Raw genomic sequence first — 15826 nt, forward strand, 5'->3', positions numbered from 1 at the left:
TTACCTCTCGACACCCTTTGCCGCGTTTCTCAGCACGCTTTTCACCACCTGATACCGATATTTCCGTCACGAAGTCCCGAAGTGGGTACCCCCATGTCTGAAACAGTCCGCAGTGTCCCCGAGTCCGTGGACGACTCGCACTCGAACCGCTGGAAAGCGCTCGTCTTCATCGCGCTCGCTCAGCTGATGGTCGTGCTCGACGCGACCATCGTGAACATCGCCCTCCCGTCCGCCCAGCGGGACCTGGGGATATCGGACGGCAACCGCCAGTGGGTCATCACGGCGTACGCGCTGGCCTTCGGCGGTCTCCTCCTCTTCGGCGGCCGTATCGCCGACCTGTGGGGCCGCAAGCGGACCTTCGTCACCGGTCTGATCGGCTTCGCCGGCGCCTCCGCGCTGGGCGGCGCGGCCACCGGTGAGGCGATGATGCTGGGCGCCCGCGCGCTCCAGGGCGCGTTCGGCGCGCTGCTCGCGCCCGCCGCGCTCTCGCTGCTCGCCGTGATGTTCACGGACGCCAAGGAGCGGGCGAAGGCGTTCGGCATCTACGGCGCGATCGCCGGTGGCGGCGGCGCCGTGGGCCTGATCCTCGGCGGCTTCCTGACCGAGTACCTGGACTGGCGCTGGACGTTCTACGTCAACATCCCGTTCGCGGTGATCGCGGCGGCCGGCGCCTACTTCGTCATCCGTGAGCCGGAGGGCGGCCGCAACCGCTCGCCGCTCGACATCCCCGGCGTGGTGCTGTCCACGCTCGGCCTGGTCTCCCTGGTCTACGGCTTCACGCGGGCCGAGTCGGACGGCTGGGGCGACTCGATGACGATCACCCTGTTCATCGCCTCCGCCGTACTGCTCGCCGCCTTCGTGCTCGTCGAGTCCAAGGTCAAGGCCCCGCTGCTGCCGCTGCGCGTGATCACCGAGCGGAACCGCGGCGGTGTCTACCTCTCCCTCGGCCTCGCGATCATCGCGATGTTCGGCCTGTTCCTCTTCCTGACCTACTACCTGCAGATCGTGAAGGGGTACTCCCCGGTCAAGACCGGCTTCGCCTTCCTCCCCATGATCACCGGCATGATCATCGGCTCCACCCAGATCGGCACCCGCCTCATGACCCGCGTCGCACCGCGCCTGCTGATGGCGCCGGGCTTCCTGGTCGCGGGCGCGGGCATGCTCCTGCTCACCCAGATGGAGATCGACTCCTCGTACGTCACCCTGCTCCTGCCCGCCCAGCTGCTGCTCGGCCTCGGCATGGGTACGGCGTTCATGCCGGCGATGTCCCTGTCCACGCACGGCGTCGAGGCGCGGGACGCGGGCGTGGCCTCCGCGATGGTCAACACCTCCCAGCAGGTGGGTGGCGCGATCGGGACGGCCCTGCTGAACACGATCGCCGCCTCCGCGACGACCTCCTACATCGAGGACCACATCGCCACGGCCACCTCCAAGCCGGCCGCCCAGCTCGTCGAACTCCAGGGCATGGTCAGCGGCTACACCAACGCCATCTGGTTCGCCGTGGGCATCCTGGTCCTGTCGGCCGCGATCGCCTTCACGTTCGTCACGACGGGCAAGCCGGACCTGACGCAGGCCTCCGGCGCGGGCGAGGGCGCGGAGGCGGAGGTGAAGGTGCCGGTGGTGGCGCACTGACCGGCTGACCGGTAGCCCCACGGCTGATCTGGCGGCGCCCTACCACGGTTGCCCTACCGGAGCCAAGGCAGATCCGCCCCCACTTCCGTCGGCTGAAGCCCCTCGGCGATGATCCCCATGATCTCACCGAGGGCCTTCTGCTGTTCCGGCGACAACCGGTCGAAGATCGCCTGCCGCACCGCGGCCACATGCCCCGGCGCGCTCTTCTCCAGCATCTCCTGCCCCCCTGGCGTCAGCACCGCGAACTGCCCCCGCTTGTCGGACGGACAGTCCTCGCGCCGCACCCACCCGTTCTTCTCCAGCCGCGCCACGGCATGCGACAGCCGCGAGCGCGTGATCTTCGTACTCATGGCCAGCTCGGTCATCCGCAACCGCCGCTGCGGCGATCCCGACAGCACCACGAGCAGGTGGTAGTAGAGATGAGGCATGCCCGCGTCGCGCTGCAACTGACGGTCGAGATGGTCCTCGAGCAGGGTCGCGGCGTCCACGTATGCGAGCCAGGTGCGCTGCTCCTCGGCGGTGAGCCAGCGGGGTTCTTCGGTGGCGGGGGCGGTGTCGGTCGCCGTGTCGGATGCGGTGTTCATATCCCCACTGTACGAGGCCCCTCCTTGAAATTTGAACTATAGAGATGTAACGTGAAACAAGAATTATTGAGACTTAAACCATTGGGGAGTTGGAAGAAGTCTCAAGTGTTCTCAAGTGTTCTCAAGCGCCAGAAGTGACCGCCGTGTCCGCTGAGGCATATGTGTCATGCATAGTCGTGTGTGTAGAGGGAGTCACCCCTATGTCCGCCGCCATCGCCGAGCGCATGCCCACCCTCTATCTGAGCCACGGGGCTCCACCTCTCGCCGACGACCCCGTCTGGCCCGGCGAACTCGCCGCGTGGTCCGCGACCCTGCCCCGCCCCAAGGCGATCCTGATGATCTCCGCCCACTGGGAAGAGGCCCCGCTGGCCCTCGGCGCGGTCGACCCCGTCCCCCTGGTCTACGACTTCTGGGGCTTCCCGGAGCACTACTACCGCGTCCAGTACCCGGCCCCCGGCGCCCCCGCCCTGGCAGCCGCGGTCCGCAAACTCCTCCAGGCCCCCGGCACCCCCGTCCAGGACATCCCCGACCGAGGCCTCGACCACGGCGCGTACGTCCCCCTGGTGGAGATGTACCCGGACGCCGACATCCCGGTCCTCCAGATCTCCATGCCGACCCTGGACCCCCGGAAGCTGATGGAAATCGGGCGCAAACTGGCCCCGCTGAGGGACGAGGGCGTCCTGATCGTCGGCTCCGGCTTCTTCACCCACAACCTGGCCGCCCTGCGCCAGGGCGGCATCCCCTCCTGGTCGACGGAGTTCGACGACTGGGGCCACCGAGCCCTGCAGGCCCGCGACTGGGACGCGTTGCTGGACTTCCTCCACAAGTCCCCGGCCGGCCACCTCGCCCACCCCCGCACAGAACACTTCGCCCCCCTCTTCGTCACGATGGGCGCGGCGGAGGCCTCCGGCGAACTGGACGCACAGAAGTCGGTGATCGAGGGGTTCTGGATGGGGTTGGCCAAGCGGTCGGTGCAGTTCGGGTAGCTACGACCGACCTGCCGTTTTCCCTATGGGGGTAGGGGAGTTGCTCCTACGCTTGACGATGTGACAGAGCGGGGCGGGACGAACAACAGCATCGGTGGCGGTGAGTTCCACGGGCGGCTGACGCAGGCGCACACCGTGACCGAGTACCACAGCCACTACTACTCGCCGCCACGACCCGCTGCGGACGAGGCACCGGCCACTCTCCACCCCTGGGTGGAGGCGGTCGACATGTCCAAGCTCTGGGCGAGCCTGCCGGAGGGCCGGGAGCCGGGTCCGATGACCGCGGCGGCGCGGGCCATCGTGGCCGAACTCGCCGTGCTGCACGACGACGACGAGCGTGAGTTCGCCGACGACCCCTGGTGGGACAGGGCCTTCGCCCACCGGTTCCTGCGCGAGATCGGCCGTCTGACGGGGCGGGAGAAAGGACTGGGCTGGGACTTCCACCCCGCCGAGGTGATGCTGCTGACGCTCACCCCCTTCCTGTCCCAGACGTTGTGGGTCCGCATGGCGGCGGAGCGGGTCCATGTGCGGCCCACCGAACTGAGGGACTCGGCGGCCCAGGGCGAGCGTGCCGCCTTCCTGAAATTCGCCGACGACCGGCACGACCGCCTCGTCCGGCGGGCCACGGCGGGGTTGCCAGGCCGGCCCGGTGCCGAGTCGGACATCGGCTGGTGGCTGTTCCACCAGTGGCTCGACCACGACCCCCGGGCCGGCCGGGAGCGCCGGGAGGCGTACGACGCCCTGGTGGCCCGCCTGCCTCTCCACGGCCCTCACTCGGGCGATCACGTACGGGATGGGTTCGACTGGGAGAACGCCGACCGCCTGCTCCACGCCATGCGGCTGCCGCTCGCGGAGACGTGCCGACCGGAGAACCTGAAACTCCTCGGAACCTCCGTCAACGTGGGGGGAATCGGGCCATACGAGCCGCAGAAGATCCGCCTGCGACGGCTGGCGCTCCTCCTGACAGCGGCCCGGGCCTGCGCCCTGGACCTCCCCGCATTGCCGGACGACCTGGTGGAGAACCTCGGAATCCCGGAGCGCGTCGACCTGACGGGGTTCCGCGACACCACCCTGCGCCGGGCCACCTGGAACGACGAACACGGAACGATGGTCCTGGACGCCGCCGACTGCCGGCACGTCGCGGTGCTCGAATCACTGCGGGAGCACGCGGCACACGTCGACGAACTCCTGCACGACATCCACAGTGTCGCCCGGGCGAGCGAAGCGCTGAAGCCGCTGCGGGCCCTGCCGCAGCGGGCCTCCGCGGAGCGCGTGAGGCCCGCGAAAAAGGATGACGGCAGCCCAGCGCTCGGAAACTACGGGAAGTTCCACGTCGATCCCCGCCGGGTGCAGAACCTGCTGATCGGGGACACCCTCTACCGCAGACCGGGCCTGGCGATCCGCGAGCTCTACCAGAACGCGCTGGACGCCTGCCGCTACCGCAAAGCCCGCAACGCCTACCGGGCCCAGCAGCACGGCGAGGCCCCCGACGACTGGACGGGAAAAATCACGTTCGAGCAGGTGACCACGACCGGCCGCCCCTACCTCGAATGCAGGGACAACGGCATCGGGATGGGCGAGTCCGAGTTGCTGCGCGTCTTCGCCCGCGCCGGCACCCGCTTCACCGACCTCACGGACGTACGCAATGAACTGAGTGACTGGGAAGCCGCCAACATCAGCATGTACCCCGTGAGCCGCTTCGGCATCGGCGTCCTGAGCTACTTCATGATCGCCGACGAGATCGAGGTGACCACCCGCAAGCTCCTTGAGAACGGTGACCCCGGCCCCTGCTGCAAGGTCGCGATCTACGGCCCCCACCAACTCTTCCGCATCACGAAGTGCACCGACCTCAAGGAACCGGGGACAAAGGTGCGCCTCTTCCTCCGAGAGGAAGCGCCCTCCTGCGTCGAGGAACTGACCAGGTTGCTCGGCCTGGCGGAGTTCGAGACCACGGCGGAGCACGGGGTTCTGTGGGAGCGCTGGCCGGCCGGGGAGTTCCGGCCCCGGAGGCAACCGTCTTCCCCCGACAGGGAGAGCTTCAACGCCCATGGGGTGCTGGTGCCGGGGCCTGTGCAGGAGAACGGCGACGCACCGGCCGTCATCTGGTGCGAGTCCGGTGGTGCCGTACTGGTCGACGGGATTCTGACGACGCCGATCCAGGAGGCGGGCGTCATCGACGGGCTGGACGGCAGAGGGGCTCGGTTCAGGTCCTATCCCAGCCGCCCCCGCAGCGGGATGTACGGCGCGGTGGTGAACCTGACGGGCAAGCGGGTGCCCAAGCTGTCCGTCGACCGCCTCCAGATCCTCAGCGATGTGTCGGAGGACGTGGAGGAGTTGCTCCGTGGAGCGGCCGGGACGCTGGTCGCATCCCGGTCCGAACTGCTCGACACGAACTGGATTTCCAGGGTCGCGTCGACGCATCTGAAGATCGCGGACATCATCGTCGAGTCCGCCATGGCGGCCGACCTGGAGCTGAGGCTGCCGGGCGGGCGGACGTTCCGGCCGGCCGAGATCGGATACGTACCTGACGACGTGGAGATCATCGCCTGGAGCAAGGGCCAAGGAAAGGTCGATGCGCTGCCGAACCACGTACTGCTCTGGCGGCTCCTCGCCCACAGGGAGGCGGGCCCCCTCATGGAACTGGTTCCGGAACTGCGGGAGGTTAGCCGCGTACTGGCGGCACGACCGTCGGACTACCTCCTCTGGGACACGGAAGGCAAGGCACAGGTGACGCCCGGCCAGGTCCTGGCTGCTGCGACGACGACCGGGCGACCCGCGCGAGAGGTCGCCACGCGCGCCAGGGAACTGGGCATGGGAGGGCCGGAGCCCGGCGACTACCCGAAGGGCGACCCGGACCCGATCGATCGGATACTCCTCAGCTCGGACCTGGACGGCATCCCACCCTGGCTGGCTACCGGCGATGCGGTGACCCGGCAGCACCTGCTCCGGGCGCACGTGCGGCTCGGCGTGGGGATCGGAGCCGTCGCCGCACGCATGGCGAAATACGGCTTCGACGTCTCGCAGGCCGGGGAGCTGCCGGACCGTCCGTCGGCGGTCGTCCTGCGCCTGCTGCTCGGAGACGGCGACGGCGGAGCATGGCTGGACGACGGGACCGAGGTCCCGCCCGGGCATGTGCTGTACGTGGCCGAGCGGACCGGTCTTCCCGTGGCGGACGTGTGCCGTGAGCTGCGCGCGTACGGGCTGACGGTCATCGATCCGCCCGGGCGGCGCGGGGAACTCGATCTGCGTCTGCTCAGCCGGCAGTGCGACGGGAGACCGCAGTGGTGGGACATTGGCGAAGAGGTGGCGTTCCGTGATGTCAGGTCGGCCGCGCGAAGATGCGGGACAACCACCGAGGTGGTGATCTCGACTCTCACCGCCTACGGACTGCGTCCACAGGCACCGCGCCTCACCGAGCTCACAGCGACGGACCGGACCCTGCTCGGCTTCGGCCCGGACGAAGGTCTGGAACACGGGTGGACCCCGCCCATTTCCCGCTCCTTCGCCGATATATGGGAGATCGTCAGGAACCAGGAACTGTCCCCGGCGGCCGTCATGGACAGGCTGCGGGAACTCGGCGTGGACTGCCCCCTCGTCTTCCCTGAGCACCCGACAGCCGACGACAGCGCTCTTCTCGACCCCGATCTCGCCCTGTGGGTCGGTCGCTCCACCGGACACACGGACGTCGGCGTGGTCGACCTGCTGGTTGTCGCACGCCGTGTGGGCAGGACCGTGAGTGAGGTGGCGGCCCGCCTCACGTCGTACCGCTTCCGCCTGGCCCGCCACGAGGCAGTTGACCCGGACGGCCTCCACGACGCCCTGATCCTGCTGAGCAGCAGGCTGGACGGTGCGGATCCCTGGCTCGATCGCGAGGACCCTGTCCCCCTGGGCCACCTCTGCGGCGCCTCCACGGCCCTGGGCATCACCATCCCGGAAGCCGCCGCCCGCCTCCGCGACCTCGGCTACGACGTCCCCGACGTGACCGGGACCATCCACGCCGCACTGGCGAGACTCCCGAGACCGTCGCCGCCACCAGACCGATGACTTTTCGCGGCCTCGGCCGTCTACAGGTGCGACTGCCAACCCCGAGCGACACGAGGAGACGGAACATGAGCACCGAGCAGACCACCGAGCAGACCACCGAGCAGACCACCGAGCAGACTGGGCAGACCACCGAGGCAGGCGGCTTCTCGTACACACTCGCCCGGACCCTGGACGCCCCCGCGGCGAAGGTGTGGCGAGCCTGGACGACCGCCGAGCAGTACGCGCGGTGGGCCGGTGCCGTCGCCGGGTCCGTCGAGATGGACGTGCGGCCGGGCGGGGCGTGGAAGGCCACGATGGTCGTTCCCGACGGCGGGCAGTTCCCGCTGGCCGGCACTTATGTCGAGGTCGACGAGAACCGCCGGCTGGTGATCGGCATGGACGTCCCCGGCAGGCCCGCGCCCGCGGTCATGGGCATGGAGCTCGGTGATCGGGGCAGCGACCGGACCGAGATCGTGCTCCGCCAGACCTGTGACACCGCCGAGGAACGCGACATGGCCGAGCAGGGCAGCACCATGCTCCTCGACAGCCTGAGCACCTTCCTCGCCGAGAAGGCGGGGGACTGATCCTCGGACTGACCTTCGCCGATCGACCATTACCTGTCATGTCATCGACGCCCGCTTGTGCGCCTGGCAGGCTCACGGGCGGGCGTACGGAGTGACTGTCCGCCCGATCGCCCGATCGCCCGATCGCCCGACCGGCCGGAAGGACGCCGCCATGCCCGCCTACGCCATAGCCCATCTGCAGGACGCCGCCCCGCACCCGGAGATCGCGGAGTACATCGAGCGGATCCCCGCGACCTTCGAGCCGTACGGCGGTCGCTTCCTCGTGCACGTCACGCCGCACGAGGTGAAGGAGGGCAGCTGGCCGGGAGCGGTTGTGGTGATCGCGTTTCCCGGGATCGTCGAGGCACGGGACTGGTGGGACTCGCCCGCGTACCAGGAGATCGCACCGCTGCGAGCGCGGCACATCAAGGGGGACATCATCCTGGTCGAAGGCGTTCCCGAGGGCTACGACCCCGCCGCCACCGCGAAGGCGATGAGGGAGGCGATGGAGGCCGCCGGGTAACGCGAGCAGACGTCCGAGCAGACGTCACAGCTCCTTCTCGTACCAGGCCACATCCCAGTACCGCCCGAACTTCCGGCCGACCTCCCGGTACGTACCGACGTACCGGAAGCCGAAGCGCTCGTGCAGCCGCAACGACGCCTCGTTCGGCGGGACTATCCCGGCGTACGCCCGGTGGAGGTCCTCTCCGGCGAGGGCCTCGAACAGTGCTTCGTAGAGGAGTGTGCCCACGCCCCGGCCGCCGGCGTCCGGGGCCAGGTACACCGACACCTCCACGGACGTGCCGTACGCCGGCTTCGCGCGAAACGCGCTGCTCGTGGCGTAACCAAGAATCCGCTGAGAATTCTCCGTGCTGGCAACTATCAGGCGGTGCCGTCCGTCTTCAAGGTGGGAGAGAAGCCAAGGGCGGCGCTCTTCCGGAGTGAAGACAGCGGTATCGAATGTGATGGGCGTCTCAAGTACGTAGTGGTTGTAGATGTCGGTGAGGGCGGTGAGGTCGGCCTCGACTCCCGGCCTGACCTGCACCTCTTCGGACTCTGATGACATCCTGCCTCCCCGTGTGGCGGCACAGGGTACTGCAAGATCAGAAAAATAGTGGGACGGGTTGGGAATTCTGTCCTGATTCCAGTCGTTGTTTCCTTCGGAAGCCGGGCACTCGGCACAGTGCCGGAAGAGTGTCCGCGCGGCCGCAGAAGACCCACGTAGACCAGACACGACCCTGCCAGCCCACCATCGCAAGGGAGCACGCATGGCAACCCGTGCCGTCGCCGCTCGTCGTTCGTCCGCCTCCGGCGGGAGCGACGCGGCAAGCAGCGTTCGCGCCTCTGGCGGCGAGATCGCCGACCGCGACCTGGTCGGCATGTACCTCGACGAGATCGCGCGTACGCCGCTGCTCGACGCCGCCAAGGAAGTCGAGCTGTCCCAGATCATCGAGGCGGGTGTGTTCGCCCAGCAGATCCTCGACGGCGAGGAGGAGGCCAGGGCGGACGCCACTCGCGAGGAGCTTCAGGCCCTCGTCGCCGACAGCGAGCGGGCCAAGGACATCTTCATACGGTCGAACCTGCGGCTCGTCGTGGCCGTGGCCCGGCGGTATCCGCGCAGCGGTCTGCCCCTGCTCGACCTCATCCAGGAGGGCAACGCCGGCCTGGTCCGCGCGGTGGAGAAGTTCGACTACCGCAAGGGCTTCAAGTTCTCGACGTACGCCACATGGTGGATCCGTCAGGCCATCACCCGTTCGATAGCCGATCAGTCGCGGACCATCCGGCTGCCCGTCCATCTGGTCGAGGAGCTCGGGCGGATCCGGCGCGTGCAGCGCGAGTTCAACCGTGAACACGGACGCGAGCCCGAGCCCCAGGAGATCGCCGCCGAGCTCGGCTCCACCCCGGAGCGCGTCAGTGACGTACTCGACTGGGCCCGCGACCCGGTCTCCCTCAACATGTCCGTCGACGACGAGGGCGAGACCCAGTTCGGCGACCTGCTGGAGGACACCTCGGCCGTCTCGCCCGAGCAGTCCGTGCTCACGCTGCTGCGCAGCGAGGAGCTCGACAGCCTCATCGGGCGGCTCGACCAGCGCACGGCCTCCATCATCAAGATGCGGTACGGCATCGAGGACGGCCGCGAGCGCACCCTCACGGAGGTCGGCAAGGAGCACGGGCTCACCCGCGAGCGGATCCGCCAGATCGAGAAGCACGCGCTGCTCGAACTGAAGAAGCTCGCCCGGGACACGGGGTTCGACGCGGCCGCCTGACCCGATTCCGACCCGACGCGGTGAGTCCGGTCAGGGGCGTGCGCCGGCGTACCGCCGTACGTCGGCCACACCTTGGCCGTACTACGCCGCTTCAACCCCCCGATCCCGGGGCACAAGACTTCCGAGCCCAAGACTTCACCGGGCCCGGAGCCGACCGGCCCGGGACCCGGAGTCCGAGGGAGTCGAGGGCGCCGCAACGCAGCCAGTGCCGTCGTATGCCGTAACTCAAGGCTCCTGAGCCAACCGAAGCCGAGTCCCGACGCTCTCCCCCCAGCGCCGGGACTCTCCCAGAGCCGGGCTTCGGCGCCTCCCCCCCCTGGCGCCGGAGCCCGGCTCCTTTTGGTCGTCAGCGTCGTCAGCGTCGTCAGCATTGTCAGTGTTTGTCAGCGCACGTCAGTCGTGCCGCCCGTCGCCCGCGCCAGACGGGAACCCAACTCCCGTACGTACCCGACCAGTTCCGGCGGCTCATGCACCGTGAACTCGCAGTCGAGGACGGCGAGCCGCACCGCCAGCCATTCCACGGAGTCGCCGGAGGAGCCCCGCAGCCGACAGCTGTGTTCGTCGATGGGCTCCGGAGTGCCGAACCAGCGCGGGAGCCGGGCCGCGATGAACTCCACGGGCGCGGCGAAGGTGACGTAGAACTCGTACGACTCCTGCCGGCGGTACATCGACTGCTTCAGGTACTCCTCCGCACTCCCCGCGGGCAGCTCGCGCGGCGTGAACCGGGCGCCCGTGGCGAAGGGTTCGGCGACCCGGTCGACGCGGAAGGTGCGCCAGTCGGCGCGGTCGAGGTCGTACGCGACGAGATACCAGCGGCGGCCGGTCGAGACCAGCCGGTACGGCTCGCAGTGGCGGCGCGAGTCCGTGCCGTCGCCGGAGCGGTAGGCGAAGCGGAGACGCTCCTGTCCCGCCACCGCCGACGCCATCACGGTCAGCGTCTCGGGTGCCACGGTCGCCCCGTCGCCGCTGGTCAGCGGGGTGGTGGCGGCCTGCAGCGTGGAAACCCGGTGACGCAGCCGCGAAGGAAGCACCTGTTCGAGCTTGGCAAGCGCCCGCACGGACGCCTCGTCCACCCCCTCCACGGCATGCCCGGCCCCGGCCCGCAGCCCCACCGCGATCGCCACGGCTTCTTCGTCATCGAGCACAAGCGGAGGCATCGCCTTCCCCGCGATCAGCCGATACCCCCCGTCGGCACCCTTGGTCGCCTGCACCGGATAGCCGAGCTCGCGCAGCCGGTCGATGTCCCGCCGGACGGTACGCCGTGAAACCCCGAGCCGATCGGCCAACTCACCCCCCGGCCACTCCCGGGGCGTCTGGAGGAGGGAGAGGAGCTGGAGGAGCCGGGCGGGGGTGTCGGTGGTCATGAGGGCCCCCTGCTTGTTGTCGTCGTCATGGGTCGAGGCTGCCGGATATAGAGGACGAGATCTGGCCTACTTCGCTTCTGGCTCTCCGCCCTGAAGCTGGACTTGCCCGTTCATGCCTGCCTCATGCCCGAACCTGTTTACTTTTCGGAAATCCGGGCGTAGCCTCCGAGCGAACCCACAGAATCGGGCATCGGATCCGGATCAGTCGGAGGCGAACGGACATGTACGCACCGGAGCGGCAGCAGGAGATCCTCCGGCTCGCGCGTGACGGCGGCCGGGTGGACGTGGTGTCGCTGGCGGAGGAGTTCCAGGTCACGGCCGAGACGATCCGCCGCGACCTGAAGGCCCTGGACCGCGCCGGCCTCGTCCAGCGGGTGCACGGCGGTGCCATCCCGGCCGGGCGGCTGGACTTCGAGCCCGACCTCGCCGAGCGCGAGGGCACGGCGGCCGACCAGAAGGACCGTATCGCGCAGGCCGCCCTCGCTGAACTGCCGACCGACGGCACGGTCGTCCTCGACGCCGGTACCACGGTCGCACGCCTCGCCGCCGCCATCCCGCTGGAGGCCACGCTCACCGCGGTCACGCACAGCCTGCCGATCGCGGCCCGCCTCGCCGACCACCCGGGCATCCAGCTCCACCTGGTCGGCGGCCGCGTCCGCCACCGTACGCGCGCCGCCGTGGACGCCTGGGCACTCCGCGCTTACGGCGAAATCCGCGCTGATGTACTTTTCGTGGCGGCCAACGGCTTCTCCACCGAGCACGGCCTGACCACCCCCGACCTCGCCGAGGCCGCTGTGAAGCGGGCGGCGGTGGCCGCCGCCCGCCGCGTCGTACTGCTCGCCGACTCCTCCAAGCACGGCCAGGAACACTTCGCCCGCTTCGGCGACCTCAGCGACGTGGACCTGCTGATCACCGACAAGGGGCTGAGCCCCGAAGACGCCCTCACCATCGAGCGCGGCGGCACGGAAGTGCTGTGTGTATGAAACGAGTGCACATGATCCTCACCGTCACCCCGAACCCCTCCCTCGACCGCACCTACGAGGTCCCCTCCCTCGACCGCGGCGAGGTCATCCGGGCCACCGGCGAGCGCATGGACCCGGGCGGCAAGGGCGTCAACGTCTCCCGGGCGGTCGCCGCCGCCGGGCAGCGCACCGTGGCCGTACTGCCGCTGGGCGGTGCACCGGGCGCGCTGGTCGCGGACCTGCTCGACGCCCAGGGCATCGAGGTCGCACGGGTGCCGGTGGCCGGGGCGACCCGTTCCAACATCGCCCTCGCCGAGTCGGACGGCGTCCTGACGAAGATCAACGCACCGGGCCCGGAACTGTCGGCCGCCGAGGAGGAACTCCTCCTGGAGACCGTCCGCGCCCAGTCCGTCGACGCCTCCTGGATCGCCTGCTGCGGCAGCCTCCCGCCTGGTCTCGCCCCGTCCTGGTACGCCGAACTCGTCGCCCGCGCCCACGCTGCGGGCGCCCGGATCGCGCTGGACACCTCGGGCCCGGCCCTGCTGGCCGCGCTGCGCGAGCGCCCGGACGTCGTCAAGCCCAACGCCGAGGAACTCGCCGAGGCCGTGGGCCGCCCGCTCGCCACCGTCGGCGACGCCGTCAAGGCCGCGGAGGAGCTCCGCGAGATGGGCGCCGACGCGGTACTCGCCAGCCTCGGCGCCGACGGGCAACTGCTGGTGAACGCCTCGGGCGCCTGGTTCGGCAGCGCCCGCGTCGACGCCGTACGCAGCAACGTGGGCGCCGGCGACTCCTCCCTCGCCGGTTTCCTGATCGCGGGCGGCGACGGCCCGGAAGCCCTCGCCTCCGCCGTCGCCCACGGCGCCGCGGCCGTACAACTGCCGGGCAGCGTCATGCCGACACCGGCCGACCTCGACCCGGCGGCGGTGACCGTCACGGCGGAGGTACCCGTGGACCGGATGCTGAAGGAGCCGGTGACATGAGCGCGGGAGCGGCAACGAACCTTCGTTCTGAGCCAGGCGGCGTGGGTGCTCCGCGAGCGAACCCTCGTTCTGCGTTACCCACCTCGACCACCACCACCCGCCGCCCCCTGTCGGCCCTCGCGGCCCGCGCCCCCCACACCCCCGTCCCCACCCCGCCCACCACATTCCCCGGGCGATACGCGTGCGAAGGAGCCCGCGATGAGCGAGATGATCACCGCGGACCTGGTCGACCTCGACCTGTCCGCCGACACCAAGGAAGCGGCGGCACGTGCCCTCGCCGAGCGCATGGTCGCGAAGGGCCGGGTCACCGACCTGGACGGCTTCCTCGCCGACGTGGCCGCCCGTGAGGCGCAGATGCCGACCGGCCTCGACGGCGGCATCGGTATCCCGCACTGCCGCAGCGAGCACGTCACCGAGCCGACCCTGGCCTTCGGCCGCAGCGCGGCCGGCATCGACTTCGGCGCGGCCGACGGACCCGCCGACCTGATCTTCCTGATCGCCGCCCCGGCGGGCGCGGACGACGCCCACCTCACGATCCTGTCCTCCCTCGCCCGTCAGCTGATGACCGCCGAGTTCACGGACGCGCTGCGCTCGGTCGGCGACGCGGCCCGCGCCGCCGCGCTCATCCGGGGCGACGAGGAGACGGAAGCCTCGGCGGACACCACGGACAACACGGGCACCACAGACTCCGCGGCGGCGTCGGGCGGAACGGCCTCCCCCGACTCCGCCGCGGTCAGCACCACCACGGCCGAGCCCACGGCCGAGCCCACGGCCGAGCCCACGGCCGAGCCCACGGACGAGCCCACGGCCGACGGAGGTCGCCCGTTCCGTATCGTCGCCGTCACCTCCTGCCCCACCGGCATCGCGCACACCTACATGGCCGCCGAGTCGCTGGAGAACGCCGGCCGGGACGCCGGTGACGTCGAGATCGTCGTCGAGACGCAGGGCTCGGCCGGCTTCACCCGGCTCGACCCGGCGGTCATCGCCGCCGCCGACGGCGTGATCTTCGCCCACGACGTACCCGTACGGGAGAAGGACCGGTTCGCCGGAAAGCCCACGGTCGACGTCGGCGTGAAGGCGGGCATCAACCGCCCCGCCCAGCTGATCACCGAGGTGCGGGAGAAGGCCGCGCGCGGAGAGGTCACCGCCGCCGCCAAGCCCGGCGGCACACCCGTCGAGCGGGCCGGCGAGCCCGGCGAGGGCTACGGCACCAAGCTCCGCAAGTGGCTGATGTCCGGCGTCAGTTACATGGTCCCGTTCGTCGCGGCGGGCGGTCTGCTGATCGCGCTGGGCTTCGCGATCGGCGGCTACCAGATCAACGAGGCCAAGCCGGTCACCGAACACTTCGTCTGGCTCCAGGTCGACAGCTGGGCCGCCCTGCTGTTCCAGATCGGCGTCGTCGCCTTCGGCTTCCTGATCCCCGTCCTCGCCGGCTACATCGCATACGGCATGGCGGACCGCCCCGGTCTCGTTCCCGGCTTCGTCGGCGGCATGATCGCCTCCAACATCGCCGCCGGCTTCCTCGGCGGTCTGGTCGCCGGTCTGCTGGCCGGTGCGGTGGTCCTCGCCATCCAGCGGATCAAGATCCCGCCGGTGCTGCGCGGCGTCATGCCGGTGGTGGTGATCCCGCTGGTCTCGTCGATGGTCGTCGGCTTCCTGATGCTGGTGGTGATCGGCAAGCCCATCGCCGAGGCCCAGAAGGGCATGACCGACTGGCTGGGCGGCCTCTCCGGCTCCAACGCCGTCCTGCTCGGCATCCTGCTCGGCCTGATGATGTGCTTCGACCTGGGCGGCCCGGTCAACAAGGTCGCGTACGCCTTCGCCACCGCCGGTATCACCGCGCAGGACCCGAGCCCCGCCGCGATGAAGGTCATGGCCGCCGTGATGGCCGCCGGTATGGTCCCGCCGCTCGGCATGGCCCTCGCCACCACCATCCGCAAGAAGCTATTCACCACCGCCGAGCGCGAGAACGGCAAGGCGGCCTGGGTGCTCGGCGCCTCCTTCATCTCCGAGGGCGCGATCCCGTTCGCCGCCGCCGACCCGCTGCGGGTCATCCCCGCCTCCATGGCGGGCGGCGCGGTCACCGGCGCGCTGACCATGGCCTTCGGTTCGACCCTGCGCGCCCCGCACGGCGGCATCTGGGTCACCCCGCTGATCGGCAAGCCGCTCCTGTACCTGCTGGCCATCGCGGTCGGTACGGCGATCACGGCCAGCCTGGTCATCGTCCTGAAGGGCATGCGCAAGACCCAGCCGGGCGTCGCGGCCGAGTCCGCTCCGGCCGCCGCGAAGACCAAGACGAAGGAGCCGGTCGCGGCCTGAGTGCCGTCTGCCCTGATCGACAACTGTGGCAAATCCCGGTCGCGGAACCGGAATCCGTGACCGTACGCCGGCCGCAGCCCCCTCCCCGGGGCTGCGGCCGCACGCGTTCGTGCGCGGTTCGGACACCCCGCGCGCCCCTTTGGACG

At 70.0% G+C, this 15826-nt stretch carries 12 protein-coding genes; 9 read left to right on the top strand and 3 right to left on the bottom strand.

The genetic code is table 11. The features are described 5' to 3' along the window. The first annotated feature begins 93 nt into the window (after positions 1-93). The gene (locus CES90_RS15575) at positions 94-1632 is read left to right on the top strand and encodes an MFS transporter (RefSeq protein WP_189782872.1); all 1539 of its coding nucleotides are present in this window, start codon (positions 94-96) and stop codon (positions 1630-1632) included. Between the two features lie 53 nt (positions 1633-1685). Here CES90_RS15575 and CES90_RS15580 read toward each other — a convergent pair whose 3' ends face one another. Continuing rightward, positions 1686-2216 carry a MarR family winged helix-turn-helix transcriptional regulator gene (locus tag CES90_RS15580; protein WP_189782871.1) on the bottom strand — a complete coding sequence of 177 codons (531 nt, stop codon included), beginning with the start codon at positions 2214-2216 and terminating at the stop codon, positions 1686-1688. A gap of 200 nt (positions 2217-2416) precedes the next feature. Between CES90_RS15580 and CES90_RS15585 the strand changes: the two genes are divergently transcribed. The 4 genes from CES90_RS15585 to CES90_RS15600 all read left to right on the top strand — a co-directional run bounded on the left by CES90_RS15585 (position 2417) and on the right by CES90_RS15600 (position 8311). Then, positions 2417-3202 carry a dioxygenase family protein gene (locus tag CES90_RS15585; protein ID WP_189782870.1) on the top strand — a complete coding sequence of 262 codons (786 nt, stop codon included), beginning with the start codon at positions 2417-2419 and terminating at the stop codon, positions 3200-3202. A gap of 60 nt (positions 3203-3262) precedes the next feature. Then, a complete protein-coding gene (locus tag CES90_RS15590; RefSeq protein WP_189782869.1) occupies positions 3263-7246 on the top strand; it encodes a wHTH domain-containing protein in 3984 nt (1327 codons plus the stop codon). Between the two features lie 65 nt (positions 7247-7311). Beyond that, a complete protein-coding gene (locus CES90_RS15595) occupies positions 7312-7809 on the top strand; it encodes an SRPBCC family protein (protein WP_189782868.1) in 498 nt (165 codons plus the stop codon). A 151-nt stretch (positions 7810-7960) separates the two neighbouring features. After that, a complete protein-coding gene (locus CES90_RS15600; protein WP_189782867.1) occupies positions 7961-8311 on the top strand; it encodes a DUF1330 domain-containing protein in 351 nt (116 codons plus the stop codon). Positions 8312-8335: 24 nt separating this feature from the next. On the opposite strand, the gene CES90_RS15605 is transcribed toward CES90_RS15600, so the two are convergent. Further along, complete coding sequence (locus CES90_RS15605; protein WP_189782866.1) at positions 8336-8854, bottom strand: GNAT family N-acetyltransferase; 519 nt, start codon at positions 8852-8854, stop codon at positions 8336-8338. A 202-nt stretch (positions 8855-9056) separates the two neighbouring features. Here CES90_RS15605 and CES90_RS15610 point away from each other — a divergent pair, with 202 nt between their 5' ends. Continuing rightward, positions 9057-10055 (top strand): sigma-70 family RNA polymerase sigma factor, encoded by a 999-nt coding sequence (locus CES90_RS15610; protein WP_189782865.1) that lies wholly within the window; start codon positions 9057-9059, stop codon positions 10053-10055. A 383-nt stretch (positions 10056-10438) separates the two neighbouring features. Here CES90_RS15610 and CES90_RS15615 read toward each other — a convergent pair whose 3' ends face one another. After that, entirely contained in the window at positions 10439-11419 is a 981-nt protein-coding gene (locus CES90_RS15615) for a helix-turn-helix transcriptional regulator (RefSeq protein ID WP_189782864.1), read from the bottom strand. 221 nt (positions 11420-11640) lie between these two features. Between CES90_RS15615 and CES90_RS15620 the strand changes: the two genes are divergently transcribed. The 3 genes from CES90_RS15620 (at position 11641) to CES90_RS15630 (ending at position 15680) form a co-directional block, all read left to right on the top strand. Next, on the top strand, positions 11641-12402 hold the full coding sequence (locus CES90_RS15620; protein WP_189782863.1) for a DeoR/GlpR family DNA-binding transcription regulator: 762 nt from the start codon (positions 11641-11643) through the stop codon (positions 12400-12402). Positions 12403-12413: 11 nt separating this feature from the next. Continuing rightward, a complete protein-coding gene (gene pfkB, locus CES90_RS15625) occupies positions 12414-13361 on the top strand; it encodes a 1-phosphofructokinase (RefSeq protein WP_189782922.1) in 948 nt (315 codons plus the stop codon). A 198-nt stretch (positions 13362-13559) separates the two neighbouring features. Beyond that, on the top strand, positions 13560-15680 hold the full coding sequence (locus CES90_RS15630; protein ID WP_189782862.1) for a fructose-specific PTS transporter subunit EIIC: 2121 nt from the start codon (positions 13560-13562) through the stop codon (positions 15678-15680). Positions 15681-15826: the final 146 nt, after the last annotated feature.

Origin of the sequence: Streptomyces capitiformicae, from assembly GCF_002214185.1 — a bacterium.
GTDB classification, from domain to species: domain Bacteria; phylum Actinomycetota; class Actinomycetes; order Streptomycetales; family Streptomycetaceae; genus Streptomyces; species Streptomyces capitiformicae.